Origin of the sequence: Vibrio sp. 99K-1 (assembly GCF_013114585.1) — a bacterium.
Taxonomy (GTDB): Bacteria; Pseudomonadota; Gammaproteobacteria; order Enterobacterales; family Vibrionaceae; genus Vibrio; species Vibrio chagasii_B.
Map to the genome: position 1 here is coordinate 114834 of NZ_VTXF01000014.1, position 19050 is coordinate 133883.

Annotated in this window: 19 protein-coding genes and 1 pseudogene; 14 read left to right on the top strand and 6 right to left on the bottom strand. The window is 45.8% G+C overall.

Annotation, left to right across the window (positions count from 1 at the left end; all coding sequences use genetic code 11):
- Positions 1 to 23 precede the first annotated feature (23 nt).
- The 7 genes from acs (at position 24) to fis (ending at position 7146) form a co-directional block, all read left to right on the top strand.
- The gene (gene acs, locus F0228_RS12820; RefSeq protein ID WP_061033585.1) at positions 24 to 1973 is read left to right on the top strand and encodes an acetate--CoA ligase; all 1950 of its coding nucleotides are present in this window, start codon (positions 24 to 26) and stop codon (positions 1971 to 1973) included.
- Between the two features lie 319 nt (positions 1974 to 2292).
- Positions 2293 to 2742, top strand: a complete 450-nt coding sequence (gene aroQ, locus F0228_RS12825; protein WP_008219552.1) for a type II 3-dehydroquinate dehydratase — start codon at positions 2293 to 2295, stop codon at positions 2740 to 2742.
- A gap of 72 nt (positions 2743 to 2814) precedes the next feature.
- Positions 2815 to 3282, top strand: coding sequence for an acetyl-CoA carboxylase biotin carboxyl carrier protein (gene accB / locus F0228_RS12830; RefSeq protein ID WP_061033584.1), 468 nt, complete (start codon positions 2815 to 2817; stop codon positions 3280 to 3282).
- 15 nt (positions 3283 to 3297) lie between these two features.
- On the top strand, positions 3298 to 4641 hold the full coding sequence (gene accC, locus F0228_RS12835; RefSeq protein WP_008219548.1) for an acetyl-CoA carboxylase biotin carboxylase subunit: 1344 nt from the start codon (positions 3298 to 3300) through the stop codon (positions 4639 to 4641).
- A 189-nt stretch (positions 4642 to 4830) separates the two neighbouring features.
- Entirely contained in the window at positions 4831 to 5718 is an 888-nt protein-coding gene (prmA, locus tag F0228_RS12840) for a 50S ribosomal protein L11 methyltransferase (RefSeq protein ID WP_008219546.1), read from the top strand.
- Positions 5719 to 5857: 139 nt separating this feature from the next.
- Positions 5858 to 6826 carry a tRNA dihydrouridine synthase DusB gene (dusB, locus tag F0228_RS12845; RefSeq protein ID WP_008219544.1) on the top strand — a complete coding sequence of 323 codons (969 nt, stop codon included), beginning with the start codon at positions 5858 to 5860 and terminating at the stop codon, positions 6824 to 6826.
- Between the two features lie 23 nt (positions 6827 to 6849).
- Complete coding sequence (gene fis, locus F0228_RS12850) at positions 6850 to 7146, top strand: DNA-binding transcriptional regulator Fis (protein WP_004729744.1); 297 nt, start codon at positions 6850 to 6852, stop codon at positions 7144 to 7146.
- 129 nt (positions 7147 to 7275) lie between these two features.
- On the opposite strand, the gene zntR is transcribed toward fis, so the two are convergent.
- Entirely contained in the window at positions 7276 to 7707 is a 432-nt protein-coding gene (gene zntR / locus F0228_RS12855; RefSeq protein WP_171762294.1) for a Zn(2+)-responsive transcriptional regulator, read from the bottom strand.
- A 22-nt stretch (positions 7708 to 7729) separates the two neighbouring features.
- Between zntR and F0228_RS25995 the strand changes: the two are divergent.
- The 3 genes and pseudogenes from F0228_RS25995 to purD all read left to right on the top strand — a co-directional run.
- Positions 7730 to 7853 (top strand): annotated as a pseudogene (locus tag F0228_RS25995) (phosphoribosylamine--glycine ligase); the annotation flags it as partial.
- 179 nt (positions 7854 to 8032) lie between these two features.
- Positions 8033 to 9640: a bifunctional phosphoribosylaminoimidazolecarboxamide formyltransferase/IMP cyclohydrolase gene (gene purH, locus F0228_RS12860; protein ID WP_171762291.1), complete on the top strand. Its 1608-nt coding sequence runs from the start codon at positions 8033 to 8035 to the stop codon at positions 9638 to 9640.
- Positions 9641 to 9823: 183 nt separating this feature from the next.
- Entirely contained in the window at positions 9824 to 11113 is a 1290-nt protein-coding gene (gene purD, locus F0228_RS12865; RefSeq protein ID WP_171762292.1) for a phosphoribosylamine--glycine ligase, read from the top strand.
- Between the two features lie 160 nt (positions 11114 to 11273).
- Here the strand turns inward: purD and F0228_RS12870 are convergent, their stop codons facing one another.
- Both F0228_RS12870 and hupA read right to left on the bottom strand, forming a co-directional pair.
- Entirely contained in the window at positions 11274 to 11978 is a 705-nt protein-coding gene (locus tag F0228_RS12870; RefSeq protein WP_061033580.1) for a DUF1481 domain-containing protein, read from the bottom strand.
- A gap of 47 nt (positions 11979 to 12025) precedes the next feature.
- The gene (hupA, locus tag F0228_RS12875) at positions 12026 to 12298 is read right to left on the bottom strand and encodes a nucleoid-associated protein HU-alpha (protein ID WP_004729753.1); all 273 of its coding nucleotides are present in this window, start codon (positions 12296 to 12298) and stop codon (positions 12026 to 12028) included.
- 270 nt (positions 12299 to 12568) lie between these two features.
- On the opposite strand from hupA, the gene F0228_RS12880 reads away from it, so the two are divergent.
- Entirely contained in the window at positions 12569 to 13720 is a 1152-nt protein-coding gene (locus F0228_RS12880; RefSeq protein WP_116871564.1) for a hemolysin family protein, read from the top strand.
- Between the two features lie 80 nt (positions 13721 to 13800).
- On the opposite strand, the gene F0228_RS12885 is transcribed toward F0228_RS12880, so the two are convergent.
- Entirely contained in the window at positions 13801 to 14388 is a 588-nt protein-coding gene (locus F0228_RS12885; protein WP_061033578.1) for a DUF416 family protein, read from the bottom strand.
- A 71-nt stretch (positions 14389 to 14459) separates the two neighbouring features.
- Here F0228_RS12885 and F0228_RS12890 point away from each other — a divergent pair, with 71 nt between their 5' ends.
- Both F0228_RS12890 and F0228_RS12895 read left to right on the top strand, forming a co-directional pair.
- Complete coding sequence (locus F0228_RS12890; RefSeq protein ID WP_171731932.1) at positions 14460 to 15386, top strand: D-2-hydroxyacid dehydrogenase; 927 nt, start codon at positions 14460 to 14462, stop codon at positions 15384 to 15386.
- Positions 15386 to 15979, top strand: coding sequence for a uracil-DNA glycosylase family protein (locus F0228_RS12895; RefSeq protein ID WP_105057677.1), 594 nt, complete (start codon positions 15386 to 15388; stop codon positions 15977 to 15979). The genes F0228_RS12890 and F0228_RS12895 overlap by 1 nt, the downstream gene beginning before the upstream one ends.
- Before the next feature lie 107 nt (positions 15980 to 16086).
- Here the strand turns inward: F0228_RS12895 and hemE are convergent, their stop codons facing one another.
- The gene (gene hemE, locus F0228_RS12900; RefSeq protein ID WP_105057678.1) at positions 16087 to 17154 is read right to left on the bottom strand and encodes a uroporphyrinogen decarboxylase; all 1068 of its coding nucleotides are present in this window, start codon (positions 17152 to 17154) and stop codon (positions 16087 to 16089) included.
- 299 nt (positions 17155 to 17453) lie between these two features.
- Complete coding sequence (nudC, locus tag F0228_RS12905; protein ID WP_171731933.1) at positions 17454 to 18263, bottom strand: NAD(+) diphosphatase; 810 nt, start codon at positions 18261 to 18263, stop codon at positions 17454 to 17456.
- Between the two features lie 165 nt (positions 18264 to 18428).
- Here nudC and rsd point away from each other — a divergent pair, with 165 nt between their 5' ends.
- A complete protein-coding gene (rsd, locus tag F0228_RS12910; RefSeq protein WP_105057680.1) occupies positions 18429 to 18926 on the top strand; it encodes a sigma D regulator in 498 nt (165 codons plus the stop codon).
- Positions 18927 to 19050 lie beyond the last annotated feature (124 nt).

Consider the following 19050-nt stretch of genomic DNA (forward strand, 5'->3'; position numbering starts at 1 on the left):
ATGTAGGCACAAGGAGAGATGCAATGAGTGAAGCCCACGTTTATCCGGTAAAAGAAAATATTAAATCAACCACACACGCGGATAATGACACTTACCTAGCCATGTACCAACAATCTGTTTCTGACCCAGAAGGCTTTTGGGGTGAACACGGAAAAATCGTGGATTGGATTAAACCTTTCACACAAGTAAAAAATACCTCTTTCGACCCAGGCCACATCGATATTCGCTGGTTTGAAGATGGCACATTGAATGTGTCGGCGAACTGTATTGACCGCCACCTTGCTGAGCGCGGTGATGAAGTCGCAATCATCTGGGAAGGCGATGACCCTGCTGATGATAAAACCCTAACTTTTAATGAACTGCACAAAGAAGTATGTCTGTTCTCTAACGCTCTAAAAGAGCAAGGCGTACGTAAAGGCGATGTGGTTTGTTTATACATGCCTATGGTTCCTGAAGCTGCAGTTGCTATGCTGGCGTGTACTCGTATTGGTGCGGTTCATACCGTGGTATTTGGTGGTTTCTCACCAGAAGCACTGTCAGGTCGTATTATCGATTCGAATGCTAAAGTCGTGATCACAGCGGATGAAGGCGTGCGTGGCGGCCGAGCTGTCCCTCTTAAGAAAAACGTCGACGAAGCACTGACCAACCCAGAAGTGAAAACCATCGAAAAAGTGATGGTGCTTAAGCGTACTGGCGGTGAGGTTGCATGGCATGAGCACCGTGATATTTGGTGGCATGAGGCGACAGCGAACGTATCAGCAGACTGCCCACCAGAAGAGATGAATGCGGAAGACCCACTATTCATCCTTTATACATCAGGCTCAACAGGCAAACCAAAAGGTGTAATGCACACTACCGGTGGTTACCTTGTTTACGCAGCGATGACCTTTAAATACGTATTTGATTACCAAGAAGGCGAAACCTTCTGGTGTACTGCTGATGTAGGCTGGATTACTGGCCACACATACCTGGTTTACGGACCACTGGCTAACGGCGCTAAGACAATCCTGTTTGAAGGTGTACCAAACTACCCGAACACAAGTCGAATGAGTGAAGTGGTGGATAAGCACCAAGTAAACATTCTTTACACTGCACCAACGGCTATTCGTGCATTGATGGCGAAAGGCAATGAAGCAGTTGAAGGTACCTCTCGTGACAGCTTGAGAATCATGGGCTCGGTAGGTGAACCTATTAACCCAGAAGCGTGGGAGTGGTACTACAAAACGATTGGTAACGAGCAGTCTCCTATTGTTGATACATGGTGGCAAACCGAAACGGGCGGTATCCTAATTGCCCCACTACCAGGCGCTACCGATCTAAAACCGGGTTCAGCGACTCGTCCATTCTTCGGTGTACAACCTGCGCTAGTAGATAACATGGGTAACATCATTGAAGGCGCAACCGACGGCAACCTGGTCATTCTAGACTCGTGGCCAGGTCAAATGCGTACTGTTCATGGCGACCATGACCGTTTTGAGCAGACATATTTCTCTACTTTCAAAGGTATGTACTTCACCAGTGATGGCGCTCGTCGTGATGAAGACGGCTACTACTGGATTACTGGTCGTGTTGATGACGTGCTGAACGTATCTGGTCACCGTATGGGTACTGCAGAGATTGAGTCAGCGCTCGTTGCATTCGATAAGATTGCAGAGGCTGCGATTGTCGGTATTCCTCACGACATCAAAGGCCAAGCGATTTACGCTTACATCACGCTTAATGATGGCGAGTTCCCAACCGCAGAGCTTCATAAAGAAGTGAAAGACTGGGTGCGTAAAGAGATAGGCCCTATTGCGACACCAGACGTGCTGCACTGGACCGATTCATTACCGAAAACACGTTCAGGTAAGATCATGCGTCGTATCCTGCGTAAGATCGCAACGGGCGATACTGGCAACCTTGGTGATACTTCAACGCTAGCAGACCCAAGTGTGGTTGATAAGCTGATTGCAGAGAAAGCTGAATTGGCATAATAGCTATCACACCAGAATCACGGTTTAAAACAGATCATTTCCAAACCGTCACCTATGTGGCGGTTTTTTTATGGCTGATCTTACTCTCAAATATCCACACCACAATTAAGGTAATAACGCTTTTTTGTTAAGTTGGTAACAATTTCACTTGCTATCAATAGGAGATTAGACCAGTAAATTGCTGCGATTTGCGCTGAATTAGCTATAATCTGGTTCTAATTTTTAAATTTGGGTTTTTCTCACTGGAAATTAACCCCAAATTTTCAATAAAATGGCAACATTCACGGTCGTAATCACGATAAAGGAAGATAGCCCCACGATGTCTACAAAGTTTCGCATTCTAGTTTTAAATGGCCCAAACCTTAACCTGTTAGGCCTAAGAGAACCGGCACACTACGGCTCTCAAACACTTGACCAGATTATTAGCTCACTAACAGAGCAAGCGAAAACACAAGATGTTGCGCTATCTCACTTACAGTCAAATCGTGAGTATGAACTGATCGAAGCTATCCATAGTGCATATCAAGATATTGATTTCATTATCATCAACCCAGCGGCCTTTACACATACCAGTGTGGCGTTGCGTGATGCACTACTTGGCGTAGCGATCCCATTTATTGAAGTGCACCTATCGAATGTTCACGCACGTGAACCTTTTAGGCACCACTCTTACCTCTCAGATAAAGCCGAAGGGGTAATCTGTGGCTTAGGCGCACAAGGCTACCAATTTGCTTTGACTGCTGCGATTCACAAGTTGCAGTCAAAATAACGAACATAACCGAACTAATAGACACCAGCTCTAGTCATAGAGCATGGTTAATTAACAAAAGAGAAAGAAACGATGGATATTCGCAAAATCAAAAAGCTAATCGAATTGGTTGAAGAGTCTGGTATCGCAGAACTAGAAATCTCTGAAGGTGAAGAGTCAGTACGCATCAGCCGCAACGGCACTGCACCTGTAGCAGCACCAATTCAATACGCAGCAGCTCCGGCTCCAGCAGCGGCACCAGCTCCTGCAGCAGCACCAGCTCAAGCGGCAGCTCCAGAAGCAGCAGAAGCTCCAGCAGCACCTGCAGGTCACCAAGTTCTTTCTCCAATGGTTGGTACGTTCTACGGCGCACCAAGCCCAGACGCAAAACCATTCGTAAAAGTTGGTCAACAAGTTAACGCTGGCGACACACTATGTATCGTTGAAGCAATGAAGATGATGAACCAAATTGAAGCTGATAAGTCTGGTGTTGTAACTGCAATCCTTGTTGAAGACGGCCAACCAGTTGAGTTCGATCAAGCTCTAGTAATTATCGAATAATAGAGAAGCCTCATTATGTTAGATAAATTAGTAATCGCGAACCGTGGTGAGATTGCACTACGTATTCTGCGAGCATGTAAAGAGCTAGGCATTAAAACGGTTGCTGTTCACTCAACAGCTGACCGTGACCTTAAGCACGTACTGCTAGCAGATGAAACCATTTGTATCGGCCCTGCTCGTGGTATCGATAGCTACCTAAACATCCCTCGTATCATCAGTGCAGCTGAAGTTACAGGCGCTGTTGCTATCCACCCTGGCTACGGCTTCCTATCTGAAAACGCAGACTTCGCTGAACAAGTTGAACAAAGCGGTTTCATTTTCGTTGGTCCTAAAGCAGAAACTATCCGCATCATGGGTGACAAAGTTTCAGCAATCACGGCAATGAAGAAAGCAGGTGTACCTTGTGTACCTGGTTCTGACGGCCCGCTAAATGACGACGAAGCAGCAAACAAAGCACATGCTAAGCGCATTGGCTACCCAGTTATCATCAAGGCGTCTGGCGGCGGCGGTGGTCGTGGTATGCGTGTTGTTCGCACTGAAGGTGAACTAACAGAAGCAATCGCAATGACACGTGCTGAAGCGAAAGCATGTTTCAACAACGACATGGTTTACATGGAGAAATTCCTAGAAAACCCACGTCACGTTGAAGTACAAGTAATTGCTGACGGTCAAGGCGGTGCTATCCACCTTGGTGAGCGTGACTGTTCAATGCAGCGTCGCCACCAGAAAGTGGTTGAAGAAGCGCCAGCTCCAGGTATCACTGAAGAGATGCGTAAATACATCGGTGAACGTTGTACTCGCGCATGTCTAGAAATCGGCTACCGCGGTGCAGGTACATTTGAATTCCTATACGAAAATGGCGAATTCTACTTCATCGAAATGAACACTCGTATTCAAGTAGAGCACCCAGTAACAGAGATGGTAACTGGCGTTGACCTAATCAAAGAGCAACTACGTGTTGCTGCTGGTCAACCTCTATCTTTCACGCAAGACGATATCAAGATCAAAGGTCACGCGATCGAATGTCGTATCAACGCGGAAGATCCAGAGAAGTTCCTACCTTCACCAGGTAAGATTGAGCGCTTCCACGCTCCTGGTGGTATGGGCGTTCGTTGGGATTCTCACATCTACACGGGTTACACAGTTCCACCACACTACGATTCAATGATCGGTAAGCTAATCACTTACGGTGAGAACCGTGATGTTGCGATTTCTCGTATGAAGAACGCACTAGGTGAGATGATTGTAGAAGGCATCAAAGTAAACATCTCTCTACAAGAAGCAATCATGAACGACGAGAACTTCCAACACGGTGGTGCAAACATCCACTACCTTGAGAAGAAGCTTGGTCTTCAATAGAAATTAGCCTCGTGTAATTTGTTCTTAAATGAACAAAATAAAATGCTCACTTTGGTGGGCATTTTTTGTTTTTAAGCGTCCAAAAAACGCAATCAATATTCCCCATCATATTCCTTGGGGTTTTGGTGAATTTGCTCATATTTTCTGCTAGACTCGCCATCCAATTTTTCTCATATAGAAGATTCAGCCATGCCTTGGATTCAAATCAAGCTTAATGCTACCAATGAAAATGCCGAACAAATCGGCGATATGTTAATGGAAGAGACTGGTGCTCTTTCTGTAACTTTCCTGGATGCACAAGATACCCCTGTATTTGAGCCTCTGCCGGGTGAAACTCGCCTTTGGGGTGACACTGACATTCTTGCGCTTTACGACGCTGAGATTGATACAGGTGTCGTTCTAGCGCAGATTAAAGCAAGCAACATGTTCCCTGCAGACTTTGCTCATAAAGTTGAGCAAATTGAAGACAAGGATTGGGAACGTGAATGGATGGACAACTTCCACCCAATGAAGTTTGGTGAGCGTTTATGGATCTGCCCTAGCTGGCGCGATATCCCTGAACCTGACGCGGTAAACGTAATGCTAGACCCTGGCCTTGCATTCGGTACCGGTACTCACCCAACAACAGCATTGTGTCTTGAGTGGCTTGAGGGATTAGATCTTACAGGCAAAACCGTCATCGACTTCGGTTGTGGCTCAGGCATCCTAGCGATCGCAGCGATCAAACTAGGCGCAGAAAAAGTTATCGGGATCGATATTGATCCTCAAGCACTACTTGCATCAAAAGATAACGCAGAGCGCAATGGCGTTGCTGAGCAACTTGAGGTGTTCTTACCACAAGATCAGCCTGAAGGTTTGCTAGCAGACGTTGTTGTTGCCAACATTCTTGCCGGTCCATTGCGCGATCTTTCAGGCATCATTAAAGGCTTAGTTAAGCCAAATGGTGTGCTGGCGATGTCGGGTGTTTTAGATACACAAGCGGAAGATGTTGCGACTTATTATCGTGATGAGCTTCACATTGATCCGATTATCGAGCAGCAAGAGTGGTGTCGAATCTCTGGTCGCAAGCAAGGCTAGACAAGACTTTGGGCGCTAATTGATTGAATTTTATGCAAATTACAAAAACAAATTGTAAATGCTCAAATATTAGTCTTTTCACGCAGCGAAAAAATGCGTAAAATGCGCGCCCTTGCTGGTACAGAACTGTGATGACGTTTTGAAAATCGGAAATTATCAACTTAAGAACAATCTAATCGTCGCTCCAATGGCTGGCGTAACGGATAGACCATTCCGTGAGTTGTGTCTTCGCTACGGTGCGGGGATGGCAGTCAGTGAAATGATGTCCTCCAATCCAAAGGTTTGGAAAACGTCGAAGTCTCAGCAGCGTATGGTACATGAAGGCGAATCGGGCATTCGTTCAGTACAAATCGCTGGTGCAGATCCACAGCTTATGGCCGAGGCTGCGCAATTCAATGTCGATAACGGTGCGCAAATCATCGATATCAATATGGGTTGTCCAGCCAAAAAAGTGAATAAGAAGCTTGCGGGCTCTGCCCTACTTCAGTATCCAGACCTCATTGAAGAGATCTTGAAAGCTGTGGTAAACGCAGTCGACGTTCCAGTAACGTTAAAGACTCGTACAGGCTGGGATACAGATAACAGAAACTGTGTCCAAATCGCTAAAATAGCCGAAGACTGCGGCATACAGGCACTTGCCCTTCACGGGAGAACTCGCGCTTGTATGTACAAAGGTGAGGCAGAATACAAACACATTAAAGCGGCGAAACAAGCTGTATCTATTCCGGTTATTGCTAACGGTGATATCGATAGCCCGGAAAAAGCTAAGTTTGTGCTGGAGTACACCGGTGCTGACGCTTTGATGATTGGTCGTCCTGCCCAAGGTCGTCCATGGATTTTTAACGAAATCCTACACTATTTGGAAAACGGCACCACGATGGATCCACTCCCGGTTTCGGAAGTGAAAGACATCATGCTTGGCCATGTTCACGCTCTACATGAATTTTATGGAGAGTTTTTAGGCCCTCGCATCGCTCGTAAGCATGTGGGTTGGTACCTAAAAGAGCATGAGCAAGCGAGTGAGTTTCGCCGTACCTTCAACGCACTCGAAGCAGGTGATCTGCAGCTTGAGGCGCTAGAAGGTTATTTTGATAACGTTGCACCATAATTACGAGAAGAGCTAGACCGAATATGTTCGAACAAAATCTGACTTCAGAAGCATTGACAGTGACTACAGTAACATCACAAGACCAAATCACGCAGAAACCACTACGTGATTCAGTGAAAGCATCATTGAAAAACTACCTTGCTCAATTAAACGGTCAAGAAGTCAGCGAGTTATACGAACTAGTATTAGCTGAAGTTGAACAGCCACTACTAGACACCATCATGCAGTACACTCGCGGTAACCAAACTCGCGCAGCAACTATGATGGGTATCAACCGCGGTACTCTTCGCAAGAAACTTAAAAAATACGGCATGAACTAATCGTTCTTTCGTAATTAATTGAATTGAAAGCCAAGCTCATTGATTGAGTTTGGCTTTTTTTTGGCTTGTAGATTAGATAACGGAGAAATGGGTAATAATGGATAGGTTACCCATTTACCAGAGCGCCTGTTAGCTGCAGCAGCGCCCTTTTTCAACATTAGCTGAGTCTAACGCTGCCAGAATTGAACAATGGCTAGCATCGTCGTCTATATGGCCACAACACGCATCGTTAATCTTTTTAAGCGCGGTGCGAATCTTGGTTAATTCAGTAATCTTCTCATCGATCATCTCCAACTTGGCAGTAGTGATGGACTTCACTTCGGCACAACTATGTTGTGTTGCTTCTAGGCGAATCTCGAGCAATTCTTTAACCTCATCTAAACTCAGCCCCAACTCTTTGGATTTGAGGATAAAGGTCACCTGTTTTTGGTTATTTTCATCATATAGGCGATACCCCGATTCACTACGGCTCGCTGGTGCAATCAAATTATTTTTTTCGTAGAAGCGCAAGGTATCGGCTGTCACACCGCATCGTTTCGCTAATTCACCGATCTGAAACATGTTTTTCCCTATTCCTTCATCCATTTCACAATTAACCTTATCGTTACTTTTTAAGCTGAAATGGCACTTTTCATAATTATTTTTGAGATGCCAAACGATTGCGCGAGCTTTTTTGTAATAAATTAGTTAGAATCTGCGCCATCAAATTTGGAGTTGGTTATCTTATAGCTTAATCGTAAGACTAACCTCAAAGGTCTTTACCAAAACTGGCCAATATTTTATCTCTTACTGGAATCTAAAATAATCCACGTTGAGAAGATAGAAACAAGTTCTTTTTTGGCAAATATCTTTATTTTAACCCCATGAATTTGAGGAAGATGGAAGCATGAATAACGCTCGTCCAATTCGCCGCGCTCTAATCAGCGTATCAGACAAAACTGGTATCGTTGAATTTGCACAAGCTCTTGCTAACCGTGGTGTAGATATCCTATCTACCGGTGGCACTGCTCGCCTGCTTGCTGAAAAAGGCATCTCTGTTACAGAAGTATCTGACTACACTGGTTTCCCAGAAATGATGGACGGCCGTGTTAAGACTCTGCATCCAAAAGTTCATGGTGGTGTTCTAGGCCGTCGTGGTCAAGATGATGACGTGATGGAAACTCACGGTATCAACCCTATCGATATGGTCGTTGTAAACCTATACCCATTCGCAGAAACCGTTGCTAAAGAAGGCTGTACGCTTGCTGATGCCGTTGAGAACATCGACATCGGTGGTCCAACAATGGTTCGCTCTGCAGCGAAAAACCACAAAGACGTAACTATCGTTGTTAACGCTCACGACTACGACCGCGTTATCGCTGAAATGGACGCGAACGAGAAATCTCTAACACTAGAAACGCGCTTCGACCTAGCTATCGCAGCTTTTGAGCACACAGCTTCTTACGACGGCATGATCGCAAACTACTTCGGCACTATGGTTCCATCTTACGGTGAGAACAAGGAAGGTGATGAACCTTCTCCTGAAAACAAGAGCAAGTTCCCTCGCACATTCAACCAGCAGTTCGAGAAAAAACAAGACATGCGCTACGGTGAGAACAGCCACCAAGCGGCAGCATTCTACGTTGAAGCAAACCCTGAAGAAGCGTCTGTTTCTACTGCTCGCCAAATCCAAGGTAAAGCACTTTCTTACAACAACATCGCTGACACTGACGCAGCACTTGAGTGTGTGAAAGAGTTCGATGAGCCAGCATGTGTGATCGTTAAGCACGCTAACCCATGTGGTGTAGCACTAGGTGAAGACATCCTAGAAGCTTACGACCGTGCATTCAAAACAGACCCAACGTCTGCATTTGGCGGCATCATCGCATTCAACCGCGAACTAGACGCTGCAACAGCAACCGCTATTACTGAGCGCCAATTCGTTGAGGTTATCATTGCACCTTCTGTTTCTGCTGAAGCAGTAGAAATCGTAGCGGCTAAGAAAAACCTTCGCCTACTTGAGTGTGGTGAGTGGACAACTAAGACAACTGGCTTTGACGTGAAACGCGTTAACGGCGGCTTGCTAGTTCAAGACCGCGACCAAGGCATGGTGTCTCAAGATGACCTTAAAGTGGTTTCTAAGCGTCAACCAACCGCTGAAGAGCTAAAAGATGCCCTATTCTGCTGGAAAGTAGCGAAGTACGTGAAATCTAACGCGATCGTTTACTCGAAAGGTGACATGACTATCGGTGTGGGCGCTGGCCAAATGAGCCGTGTTTACTCTGCGAAAATCGCAGGCATCAAGGCTGCAGACGAAGGTCTACAGGTTGAAGGTTGTGTGATGGCATCAGATGCATTCTTCCCATTCCGTGACGGTATCGACGCGGCGGCAGAAGCGGGCATCAAATGTGTTATCCAACCAGGCGGCTCTATGCGTGATGACGAAGTTATCGCAGCAGCAGACGAGCACGGCATGGCGATGATCTTTACGGGCATGCGTCACTTCCGCCACTAATTTCCTCTTCGTATTTGGCACTGTGGCGTCGTTAGCTGCTTTCGCCCCCCCGGGTCACATAGCGAACTATGCTCCCGGGGATGGGCTCAAAGTAGTTGCCTAGCCACATCACCAACTACTTTGAGCAAGACTTATAACTTTGTTTTTTTAAATATTTAGATATTTGAGATTAAGGATTTTACAATGCGAGTTTTAATCATCGGTGCTGGCGGTCGTGAGCACGCACTAGGTTGGAAAGCAGCACAAAACCCAAACGTTGAAACAGTATTCATCGCTCCAGGTAACGCAGGTACTGCACTTGAGTCAAAACTTGAAAACGTAAACATCGGCGTTGAAGACATCGCTGGTTTAGTGGCGTTTGCTCAAGAGAAAAAAATCGAACTGACTATCGTTGGCCCTGAAGCGCCATTGGTTATTGGTGTGGTTGACGCGTTCCGCGAAGTGGGTTTGCCTATCTTTGGTCCAACTCAAGCGGCAGCACAGCTGGAAGGCTCTAAAGCATTCACTAAAGACTTCCTAGCTCGTCACGACATCCCAACAGGTTCTTACGCGAACTTCACTGAGATTGAGCCAGCTATCGCTTACGTTCGTGAGCAAGGTGCACCAATCGTAGTTAAAGCTGACGGCCTTGCGGCTGGTAAAGGCGTTATCGTTGCGATGACTCTGGAAGAAGCAGAAGACGCAATCAAAGATATGCTAGCAGGCAACGCATTTGGCGAAGCCGGCAGCCGCGTGGTTATCGAAGAGTTCCTTGAAGGCGAAGAAGCAAGTTTCATCGTGATGGTTGACGGCTCTAGCGTTCTACCGATGGCCACCAGCCAAGACCACAAACGTGTTGGCGACAAAGACACTGGCCCTAACACGGGCGGCATGGGTGCTTATTCTCCGGCTCCAGTGGTTACACCTGAGATCCACAACCGGATCCTTGAAGAAGTTATCTACCCAACGGTACGTGGCATGGACGCAGAAGGCGCACCTTACACTGGTTTCCTTTACGCTGGCCTAATGATCGATGCTGACGGCACTCCGAAAGTTATCGAATACAACTGCCGCTTCGGCGATCCAGAAACACAGCCTATCATGATGCGTATGGAGTCAGACCTTGTTGAACTTTGCCTAATGGCTATCGACGAGAAGCTAGACGAAGCAGAATCTAAGTGGGATCCACGTGCTTCAATTGGTGTTGTTCTTGCGGCTGGCGGCTACCCTGCTGACTACGCAAAAGGCGACGTAATTTCACTACCAACAAGCGAAGTTGAAGGCCAAAAGGTTTTCCACGCAGGTACAGCAAATAACGAAGCTGGCGACGTGGTGACAAACGGTGGTCGTGTACTTTGTGCGACAGCACTGGGTAACACGGTTTCTGAAGCTCAGGAACGCGCATACGCGTTAACGAAGCAAGTGAGCTGGAATGGTATGTTCCACCGCAATGACATTGGTTACCGTGCGATTGCGCGCGAGCAAGAGCAGTAATCAAGATTGTCACTCGCTTACTATCCAATAACAGTGAGCAAATGACAGCAAGCGAAAAACAGAAAAAGGCGCCCTAGTAGGCGCCTTTTTTATTGTCCAACGTACACATGTACAGACTAACGAGCATTTGGCCTACAGTAGGCCAAGCGCTCTTAATGATTTATTCACTGCTCTTGAGCAATGATGGTCTTACGACACAATCGTGGCTTTCTTCCGCTAACATCAATAGCTCTTCTACAGTGATTTTTCCAAGTGAATCACTACCAAGAAACGCAGCATAGCTTTCTACTGACGCTAAGCGATTAATCACAAAGTTTGGTAAGGCTTGGTTAATATCGATGCTTGAGAACTCTCGACCAGTGCAGGTTTCGAAAGATTGACCATTCCAATAGCCTTGGATCAATTTGAAGCCTTCGTCATTCTGCTTAGCCGTGGTCTCTAGAGCTAATGTAGCTTCATTCTTGTAGGTCTCAAGCTGCTTAGCGCGGATTGGTAGGATTTTGCCATCAATACGGTACTGCTGATACACAGCTTCGCCTGATTTATTGAAACGGACATGAACCCGAAATGGAGCCAGTTCATTTGATGCGTTGCGCTGCTCACCTTCACGAATAAATTCACGAAGCACACCATCCGACCATGCATAGTCAGTTTGATACCAGCCATAATCGCCCATAGTGACGTAGTCTGCTGAAGTATGAGGTTGTGTGAGCTTGTTAGTCACCCAGTAGAAACTTGTCGCGTCGCCCATGACTTGGCCGCCGGTGTAGGTTTCAAATTGCTCTAGGTTTTTGCGAGGGCTTGTTGAAGAACAGCCAATAAGAAATGTAGATAACAGTGAAACGAGAAGAAATGCTTTTTTCATAAAAACCTGTACCGAGGTGGAATACGACTACCTCGGTACAGTTTAGATTATTTCACTGAATCTTTCAGCGCTTTACCTGCAACAAATGCTGGAACGTTTGCAGCAGCGATTTGGATCTCATCACCAGTTTTTGGGTTACGACCAGTGCGAGCTGCACGGTGGTTTACTTTAAAAGTACCAAAACCAATTAGCTGAACTTGATCGCCATCTTTAAGAGCATCTGTTACACCACCAAGAGTCGCTTCTAGAGCAGCTTTAGCTTGTGCTTTAGAAAGGTCCGCTTTTTCAGCAATAAAGTCGATTAATTGAGTCTTGTTCATTTTAGGTTTCCCTTCTTTGTATTTTTGAATTCAATTCACTCTAAAACATAAATGCCCCATCTGGCAAAGGTTTGTCGTCGATCTTTGACTCTAATGCCGTAGTTTTAGCCATAATATGAGTAATAACTCACAATTTGTTACTGATTTATTTAAGCAAGCCCTTGTTTAAAAGGGGCTGAGCGCAAAATTAATGATGACCTAGCCACTACTTTTTCTCTATAATCCACGCTGAATCGCTGATAAAGCGTACAATTTAATTTAAGGGCAAACATGCTGCTGCTAACTATTTACGTCTCCATCGCCATTGGAGTTTCTTTCATTTGTTCTGTTTTGGAAGCTGTACTTTTGAGTATTAGTCCGAGCTACATCGCTCAACTAAAACAAAATGGGCATCCTGCAGCAGAGTCATTAGACAAACTGAAAACAGACATCGACCGCCCACTGGCGTCAATTTTAACGCTTAACACCATCGCGCACACAATCGGTGCTGCGACAGCAGGTGCACAAGCAGCGGTGGTTTTTGGTAGCCAATGGCTAGGTGTATTCTCTGCCGTGCTAACTCTAGGTATTTTGGTACTGTCTGAGATTGTTCCCAAAACCATTGGTGCAACTTACTGGCGTCAACTTGCGCCAGCATCGGCGAGCGTGCTTCGTTGGATGGTGTTCTTCCTAACACCGTTTGTTTGGTTCTCTGAGCAGATCACTAAGCGCCTAGCTCGTGGTCACGAAGCACCAAAAATGCGTGATGAATTGTCTGCGATGGCGATTTTGGCAAAAGAGAGTGGTGAATTTGCAGAAGGCGAATCGAAAATCCTAAGCAACCTACTTGGCATTCAAGATGTACCTGTGACGCAAGTAATGACACCGCGACCAGTAGTATTCCGTGTCGATGCTGAGATGAGTATCAATCAGTTCCTAGCGGATCATAAAGATACGCCATTCTCACGTCCGTTGGTTTACAGCGAGCAGAGTGACAACATCATCGGTTTTGTGCATCGCTTAGAGCTGTTTAGGCTTCAACAAGCTGGCAGCGGAGAGAAATCTCTAGGCGATGTGATGCGCCCTATTCATGTATTACTGAATAACTTACCGTTACCAAAAGCGTTTGACCAAATGATGGCTCAACGTTTACAGCTATCTCTCGTGGTTGATGAGTACGGCACTATCCAAGGCATCATTACCCTAGAAGACATTTTTGAACACCTTGTTGGCGAAGAGATCGTTGACGAAGCGGATAAGACGACCGACATGCAGGAACTGGCATTTCAGCGTTGGGAAAAGTGGAAAGAGACCCACGGTGTGATCGAAAACCGCGATGAAGAAGACGAGCTAGAGCAAGAAGCTTCAGCAGAAGACGATAACTCAGATGCAAAACCAGCGGATGAAGAGCAAACGTCAAAAGCAGATAAAAAAGACGCTTAATTGTAATTTGCTATCAATAGATACAACAAAGGCTCCCTTGGGAGCCTTTGTTTTTATTCGTACTTTGGTGCGATGTTGAATTACAGAGCAACACCAATGTTACTAACGGGTTCTTCACGCAGTTCATGACGTAGGTCTTTAATCAACTCGATGTCACGCTCCGTCGTTTCACGCAATGGTCGGAAGATAGCCCACTGAACGTCCCACTCTTCACATACCGCTTCGTTTTCTTTCTGGTTTTCGTTAGTCACTTCTTCAGCACCTTGAGCAAACTCAAGCTCAGCAACCGTCTTCACCGACTGTTGGCTTACTTTAATCACAGCTTCAAACATGTGCTCGCGGTCAAGCAGGCCATGAACAAGCGTTGCCAAACCTTGGCAAGCGTCCATTGCAGGGTAAACACCATAGAAGTCAAAATCGTCTGCGCTAGGGAAAAGCTCTTCAACTTTCTCTAATTGGCGTTCAAAGTTCACCTTTGCCGTTTTTACCGTTAGGATTTCCCAAATGCTATCCAAAACATCACGATAGATGCGAGCTTCGGCAAATTCTGTATTCTCACAAAACATGGCATAGTTAGGGTACATACGCTCACACAGACACGCCATAAAGGTAATTTGTTGCCAAGGTTCTAACTTTTCAAGACGAACCTGCAGTGGATTCTGAAGCATAGTCACTCAATAATTGCAGAAAAAGACAGCGAAAGTGTACTTGATAAACTCTGGGGGGAAAAGGTAAGCCGATGAACAATTTTACGAATAAGCTCTATATTATGACTGAGCATGACGATACCTATACGCAACTGATTCTAAACCGGGATTTACCCGACCTAGAAATCACTCAAAACCCCGAGTTAGCTGAGATTGTATTAGCGTCGCCTCCCCTGATAGCCGAGCGTCTTAATGAGTTTAAAACGCTTGAGTGGGTACAAAGCACCTACGCTGGCATCAATAAGCTCACTCAACCAGAACTTCGTCAGGATTACACGCTAACCAATGTAAAAGGTATCTTCGGCCCAGCTATCGCGGAGTACGTTTTGGGTTACGCAATCAGCCATTTTAGACACTTCCGTCACTACCACCAGCAACAACAGCAACGAAACTGGCAGCCTCAGCTTTATTCTAGCCTAACTGACAAAACTATGGTGATTTTAGGCACAGGGTCTATCGGCAGCCATTTAGAAAAAACCGCTGCGGCGTTTGGCATTCATACCATTGGTGTCAACCGTACTGGTATCCCATCGAAGCAAGAAACCTTTAAAGACACTTTCCATATCAATGAACTGGAGGCAGCTCTCAAGCAAGCGGACATTGTGGTCAACACCTTGCCTTCGACCGCTGAAACCTACCAACTGCTCAACCAAACGACCCTTGGTTATTGTTCTAACGTGCTGCTATTTAATGTTGGCAGAGGCGAAGGCATCGACAACAAAGCGCTGTTGCTGGCGATTAAAAACCGTTGGGTTGAGCATGCATTTCTTGATGTGTTTGAAAGCGAGCCCCTTTCGCAAGATCACCCTTTCTGGAAGCTACCACAAGTCACCATTACGCCACATATCGCTGCACTCAGTGAACCGAGACAAGTGGTAGAGATCTTTGCTGAGAATTACCAACAGTGGCGAGATGGCTTTACCCTAAACCATGTCATTGATTTTAATAAAGGCTACTGATGTCCTCTTCACTACTTAAAGAGATACGACAATGCACTGCGTGTGAGCCTCACCTCTCACACGGTGCCAACCCTGTCATTCAAGCACACCCAAACGCGCGCTTGTTAATCATTGGTCAAGCGCCGGGTATCAAGGTGCATGAGTCATACATCCCATGGAATGATGCCAGTGGGGAAAGATTAAGAGAGTGGCTAGGGATAGGCAGCGATACCTTTTATGACGAACAAAAGGTCGCGATTGTACCTATGGGGTTCTGCTACCCAGGTAAAGGAAAGAGTGGCGATCTACCACCGCGCAAAGAGTGCGCAGAGCTCTGGCATAAGAAAGTATTGCAGTCACTGCCCAATATTCAAATGACACTTTTGATTGGTCAGTATGCGCAAAACTATTACTTGAAGCAAAGAACCACCAATACGCTGACAGAGACCGTCAAAAACTGGCAGGTTTGGGCACCAGAGTTTTTACCACTTCCCCACCCTTCACCACGCAATAATATCTGGCTCAAGAAGAACCCATGGTTTGAAAGTGAGGTTATTCCTTACATCCGCAAACACATCTCAGAGCATTTGGCCTACTATGATCTAAATGCCTAATGAACTGCACACAACCGAAATTAAACGAGTATAGAATTACCAATCTGAAGGCAATAAAAAAAGCGCTGCTGGTTACCCAGCAGCGCTTTCAATTATCTTACTCAGAATTACTTATGGTAAGGCTTAGACAGTTCGTGAACAGCGTCAACGAACACACCAGCGTTTTCTGGCGGCACATCTAAGTGAATACCGTGGCCTAGGTTAAATACGTGGCCAGTACCCGCATTACCAAAGCCTTCAAGGATAGTCGATACTTCTTCACGGATACGCTCTGGAGAAGCATAAAGCATTGAAGGATCCATGTTACCTTGCAGAGCAACCTTATCACCCACACGCTTAACTGCGTCTTGGATGTTGATAGTCCAGTCTAGGCCAACTGCATCACAGCCCGTTGCTGCGATCTGCTCTAGCCACATGCCACCGTTCTTAGTGAATAGTGTTACTGGTACACGACGACCATCGTTTTCACGGATCAGACCGTCAACGATTTTGTGCATGTATTGCAGTGAGAATAGGTTGTAATCACGAGGAGTCAGTACACCACCCCATGTATCAAATACCATCACCGATTGAGCACCCGCTTTGATTTGCGCGTTTAGGTATTCGATGACACTGTCAGCCAGCTTATCTAGAAGTAGGTGCAGCGTTTGTGGCTCTGCGTACATCATCTTCTTGATCTTAGTGAACGCTTTAGAGCTGCCACCTTCAACCATGTAAGTCGCTAGAGTCCATGGGCTACCAGAGAAACCAATCAGTGGCACTTCGCCTTTTAGATCTTTACGGATCTGGCGTACTGCGTTCATTACGTATTGAAGCTCACCTTCTGGATCTGGCAGGCCAATTTTTTCTACGTCAGCTTTACACGTGATAGGACGCTCAAACTTAGGACCTTCACCTGTTTCAAAGTACAAACCTAGGCCCATAGCATCAGGGATCGTTAGGATGTCAGAGAACAAGATTGCCGCATCAAGCGGGAAACGACGTAAAGGTTGAAGGGTTACTTCTGATGCAAGTTCCGCGTTTTTGCACAAAGACATGAAATCGCCTGCTTCAGCACGCGTTGCTTTGTACTCTGGAAGATAGCGGCCAGCTTGGCGCATCATCCATACCGGTGTGTAATCAACAGGCTGCTTTAAAAGTGCGCGTAAATAGCGATCGTTCTTTAATTCGGTCATTCCGTTAAATTCCAATTCAATCTTGTCTAGTTTTGATAGCAAGTATTCTAACACTGATTGAGGGGTAAAAGCTGTGTGCTTTGCAACCTAGATCAAGTTATTAACTTTTAAATCAATGCTTAATTTGCACCCAATTAAGGGAGCATGTTAAAAATTTGTTCGCTAGCGAAAATTACAATTATAACACCTGAGTAGTCACTACTCAGCATCTCATAACGACATCTTACTTACCCCCTCCACTTGTGGAGGGTTTTTTTTAGCTTTTGACCACCCATAGGCCAAATACTACTGTAGGCAATTTAGTGCTCCAATGCTTGTTCAGCTGCGCCTGCTTTAATCACGTCATCAACCGTTTTCTCTATCAGTTGTCTAGCAATGGTGCCCACTGGCGCCACATCTGGCAGAGTCGTCACGTCAAACCATTGCGCGTCAGATAGCTCGCTATAATCTGGCTTGAGCGTACCACCAGCATAGTCAGCAAGAAAACCCATCATCATACTCGACGGGAATGCCCAAGGTTGACTGCCAAAGTAGCGAACATTCCCTACATCAATCCCCGTTTCTTCTTTCACTTCGCGTGCTACGCACTGTTCTAAGGTCTCTCCGACCTCTAGAAAGCCCGCTATAACGGTATACATGCCCGTTTTATGTCTTGGGTGCTGCGCGAGTAATATCTTGTTGTCGTTTCGTACAGCGACAATGATGCATGGGAAAATGCGCGGGTAATGCAGAGTACGACAGTCTCCACACTGCATCGCCACTTGATTGTGGTTTAGGTGATTGCGACCACCACACTGCGGGCAGAAACGCATGCTCTGGGTCATATGGCCATATTGGATGGCTTTACTTGCAGTAAGAAAACTCGATTCAGGCCAGTGTAATAACTCTCTTAGATTGACCATCGTCAGCTCACGCTCAACATCACAGTCGTTCAACCAATACACTTTGCGACCTTGATACTGACCAATGCAGATTGCGTGCTCAACACTGAGCCCCAGTTCATCAGCGGAGCCGAAAGGAAACTGGTCATTATCAACCCAAATATCACTACCGGAAACGACGCACCAATAAGCTTGCTCTGTCATTTTCTTATCACTTTTTTTTAACATCCCTATGCCTCATTGCTTGCAGTTCGTTCATTTTACTGGCAATCTAATTTCATACTAGAGTTGTGGCAGAGAATATTTCAAGCTATTACTTTTAGTAGATATCGATAAACGGACCCTGCTTAGGCAATTTCAATGATCACAAGGTTGTGATCAGATCATGAGGACATGGTCATGCTAAATAAATTTAAACAAATACAAGAACAATGGGGTGGCTCAAGCGAGGTCATCGATCATTGGCTCGAAACTCGACAAGCTCTCATCGTCGAATATTGCAAGCTAGGTGCCTTGCAGCCAGCTAGCAACGGGCAATCAAACGTTGTTGAACTCCCTTCTCCTAAAGAAATAAGCTCATTCTGCGATCATGTTGTCGATTATATCTCAGAAGGCCATTTTAAGATCTACGATATGGTCATGAAGAAATGGCAAGCAACAGGCTTTAAAACCAATGACGAGATTGATACAACTTACGCGAAGATCGTACTCACAACCGAGCCGCTTCTAGAGTTCAATGATAAGTACGTTAAAGTAAGTGCAAACGATGAGTTGCCTAGCTTCGAAGGAGATATGTCGAAAGTAGGTGAACTACTCGAAGTGCGTTTTGAAGTAGAAGATAATCTTATCCAGCTTATTGCAGACAGCTTAGCGATTCCACCAGGCGCTTAGTTAACTGAACCCTTAAGAAGCTTGCCTCTGTGCAAGCTTTTTGTTTTGCCCATAATTCCCCTACCCACTCAACTTTGTTGAAGTCTAAGTACCACCAGCAAACCACCAATGCTTATGATTCACC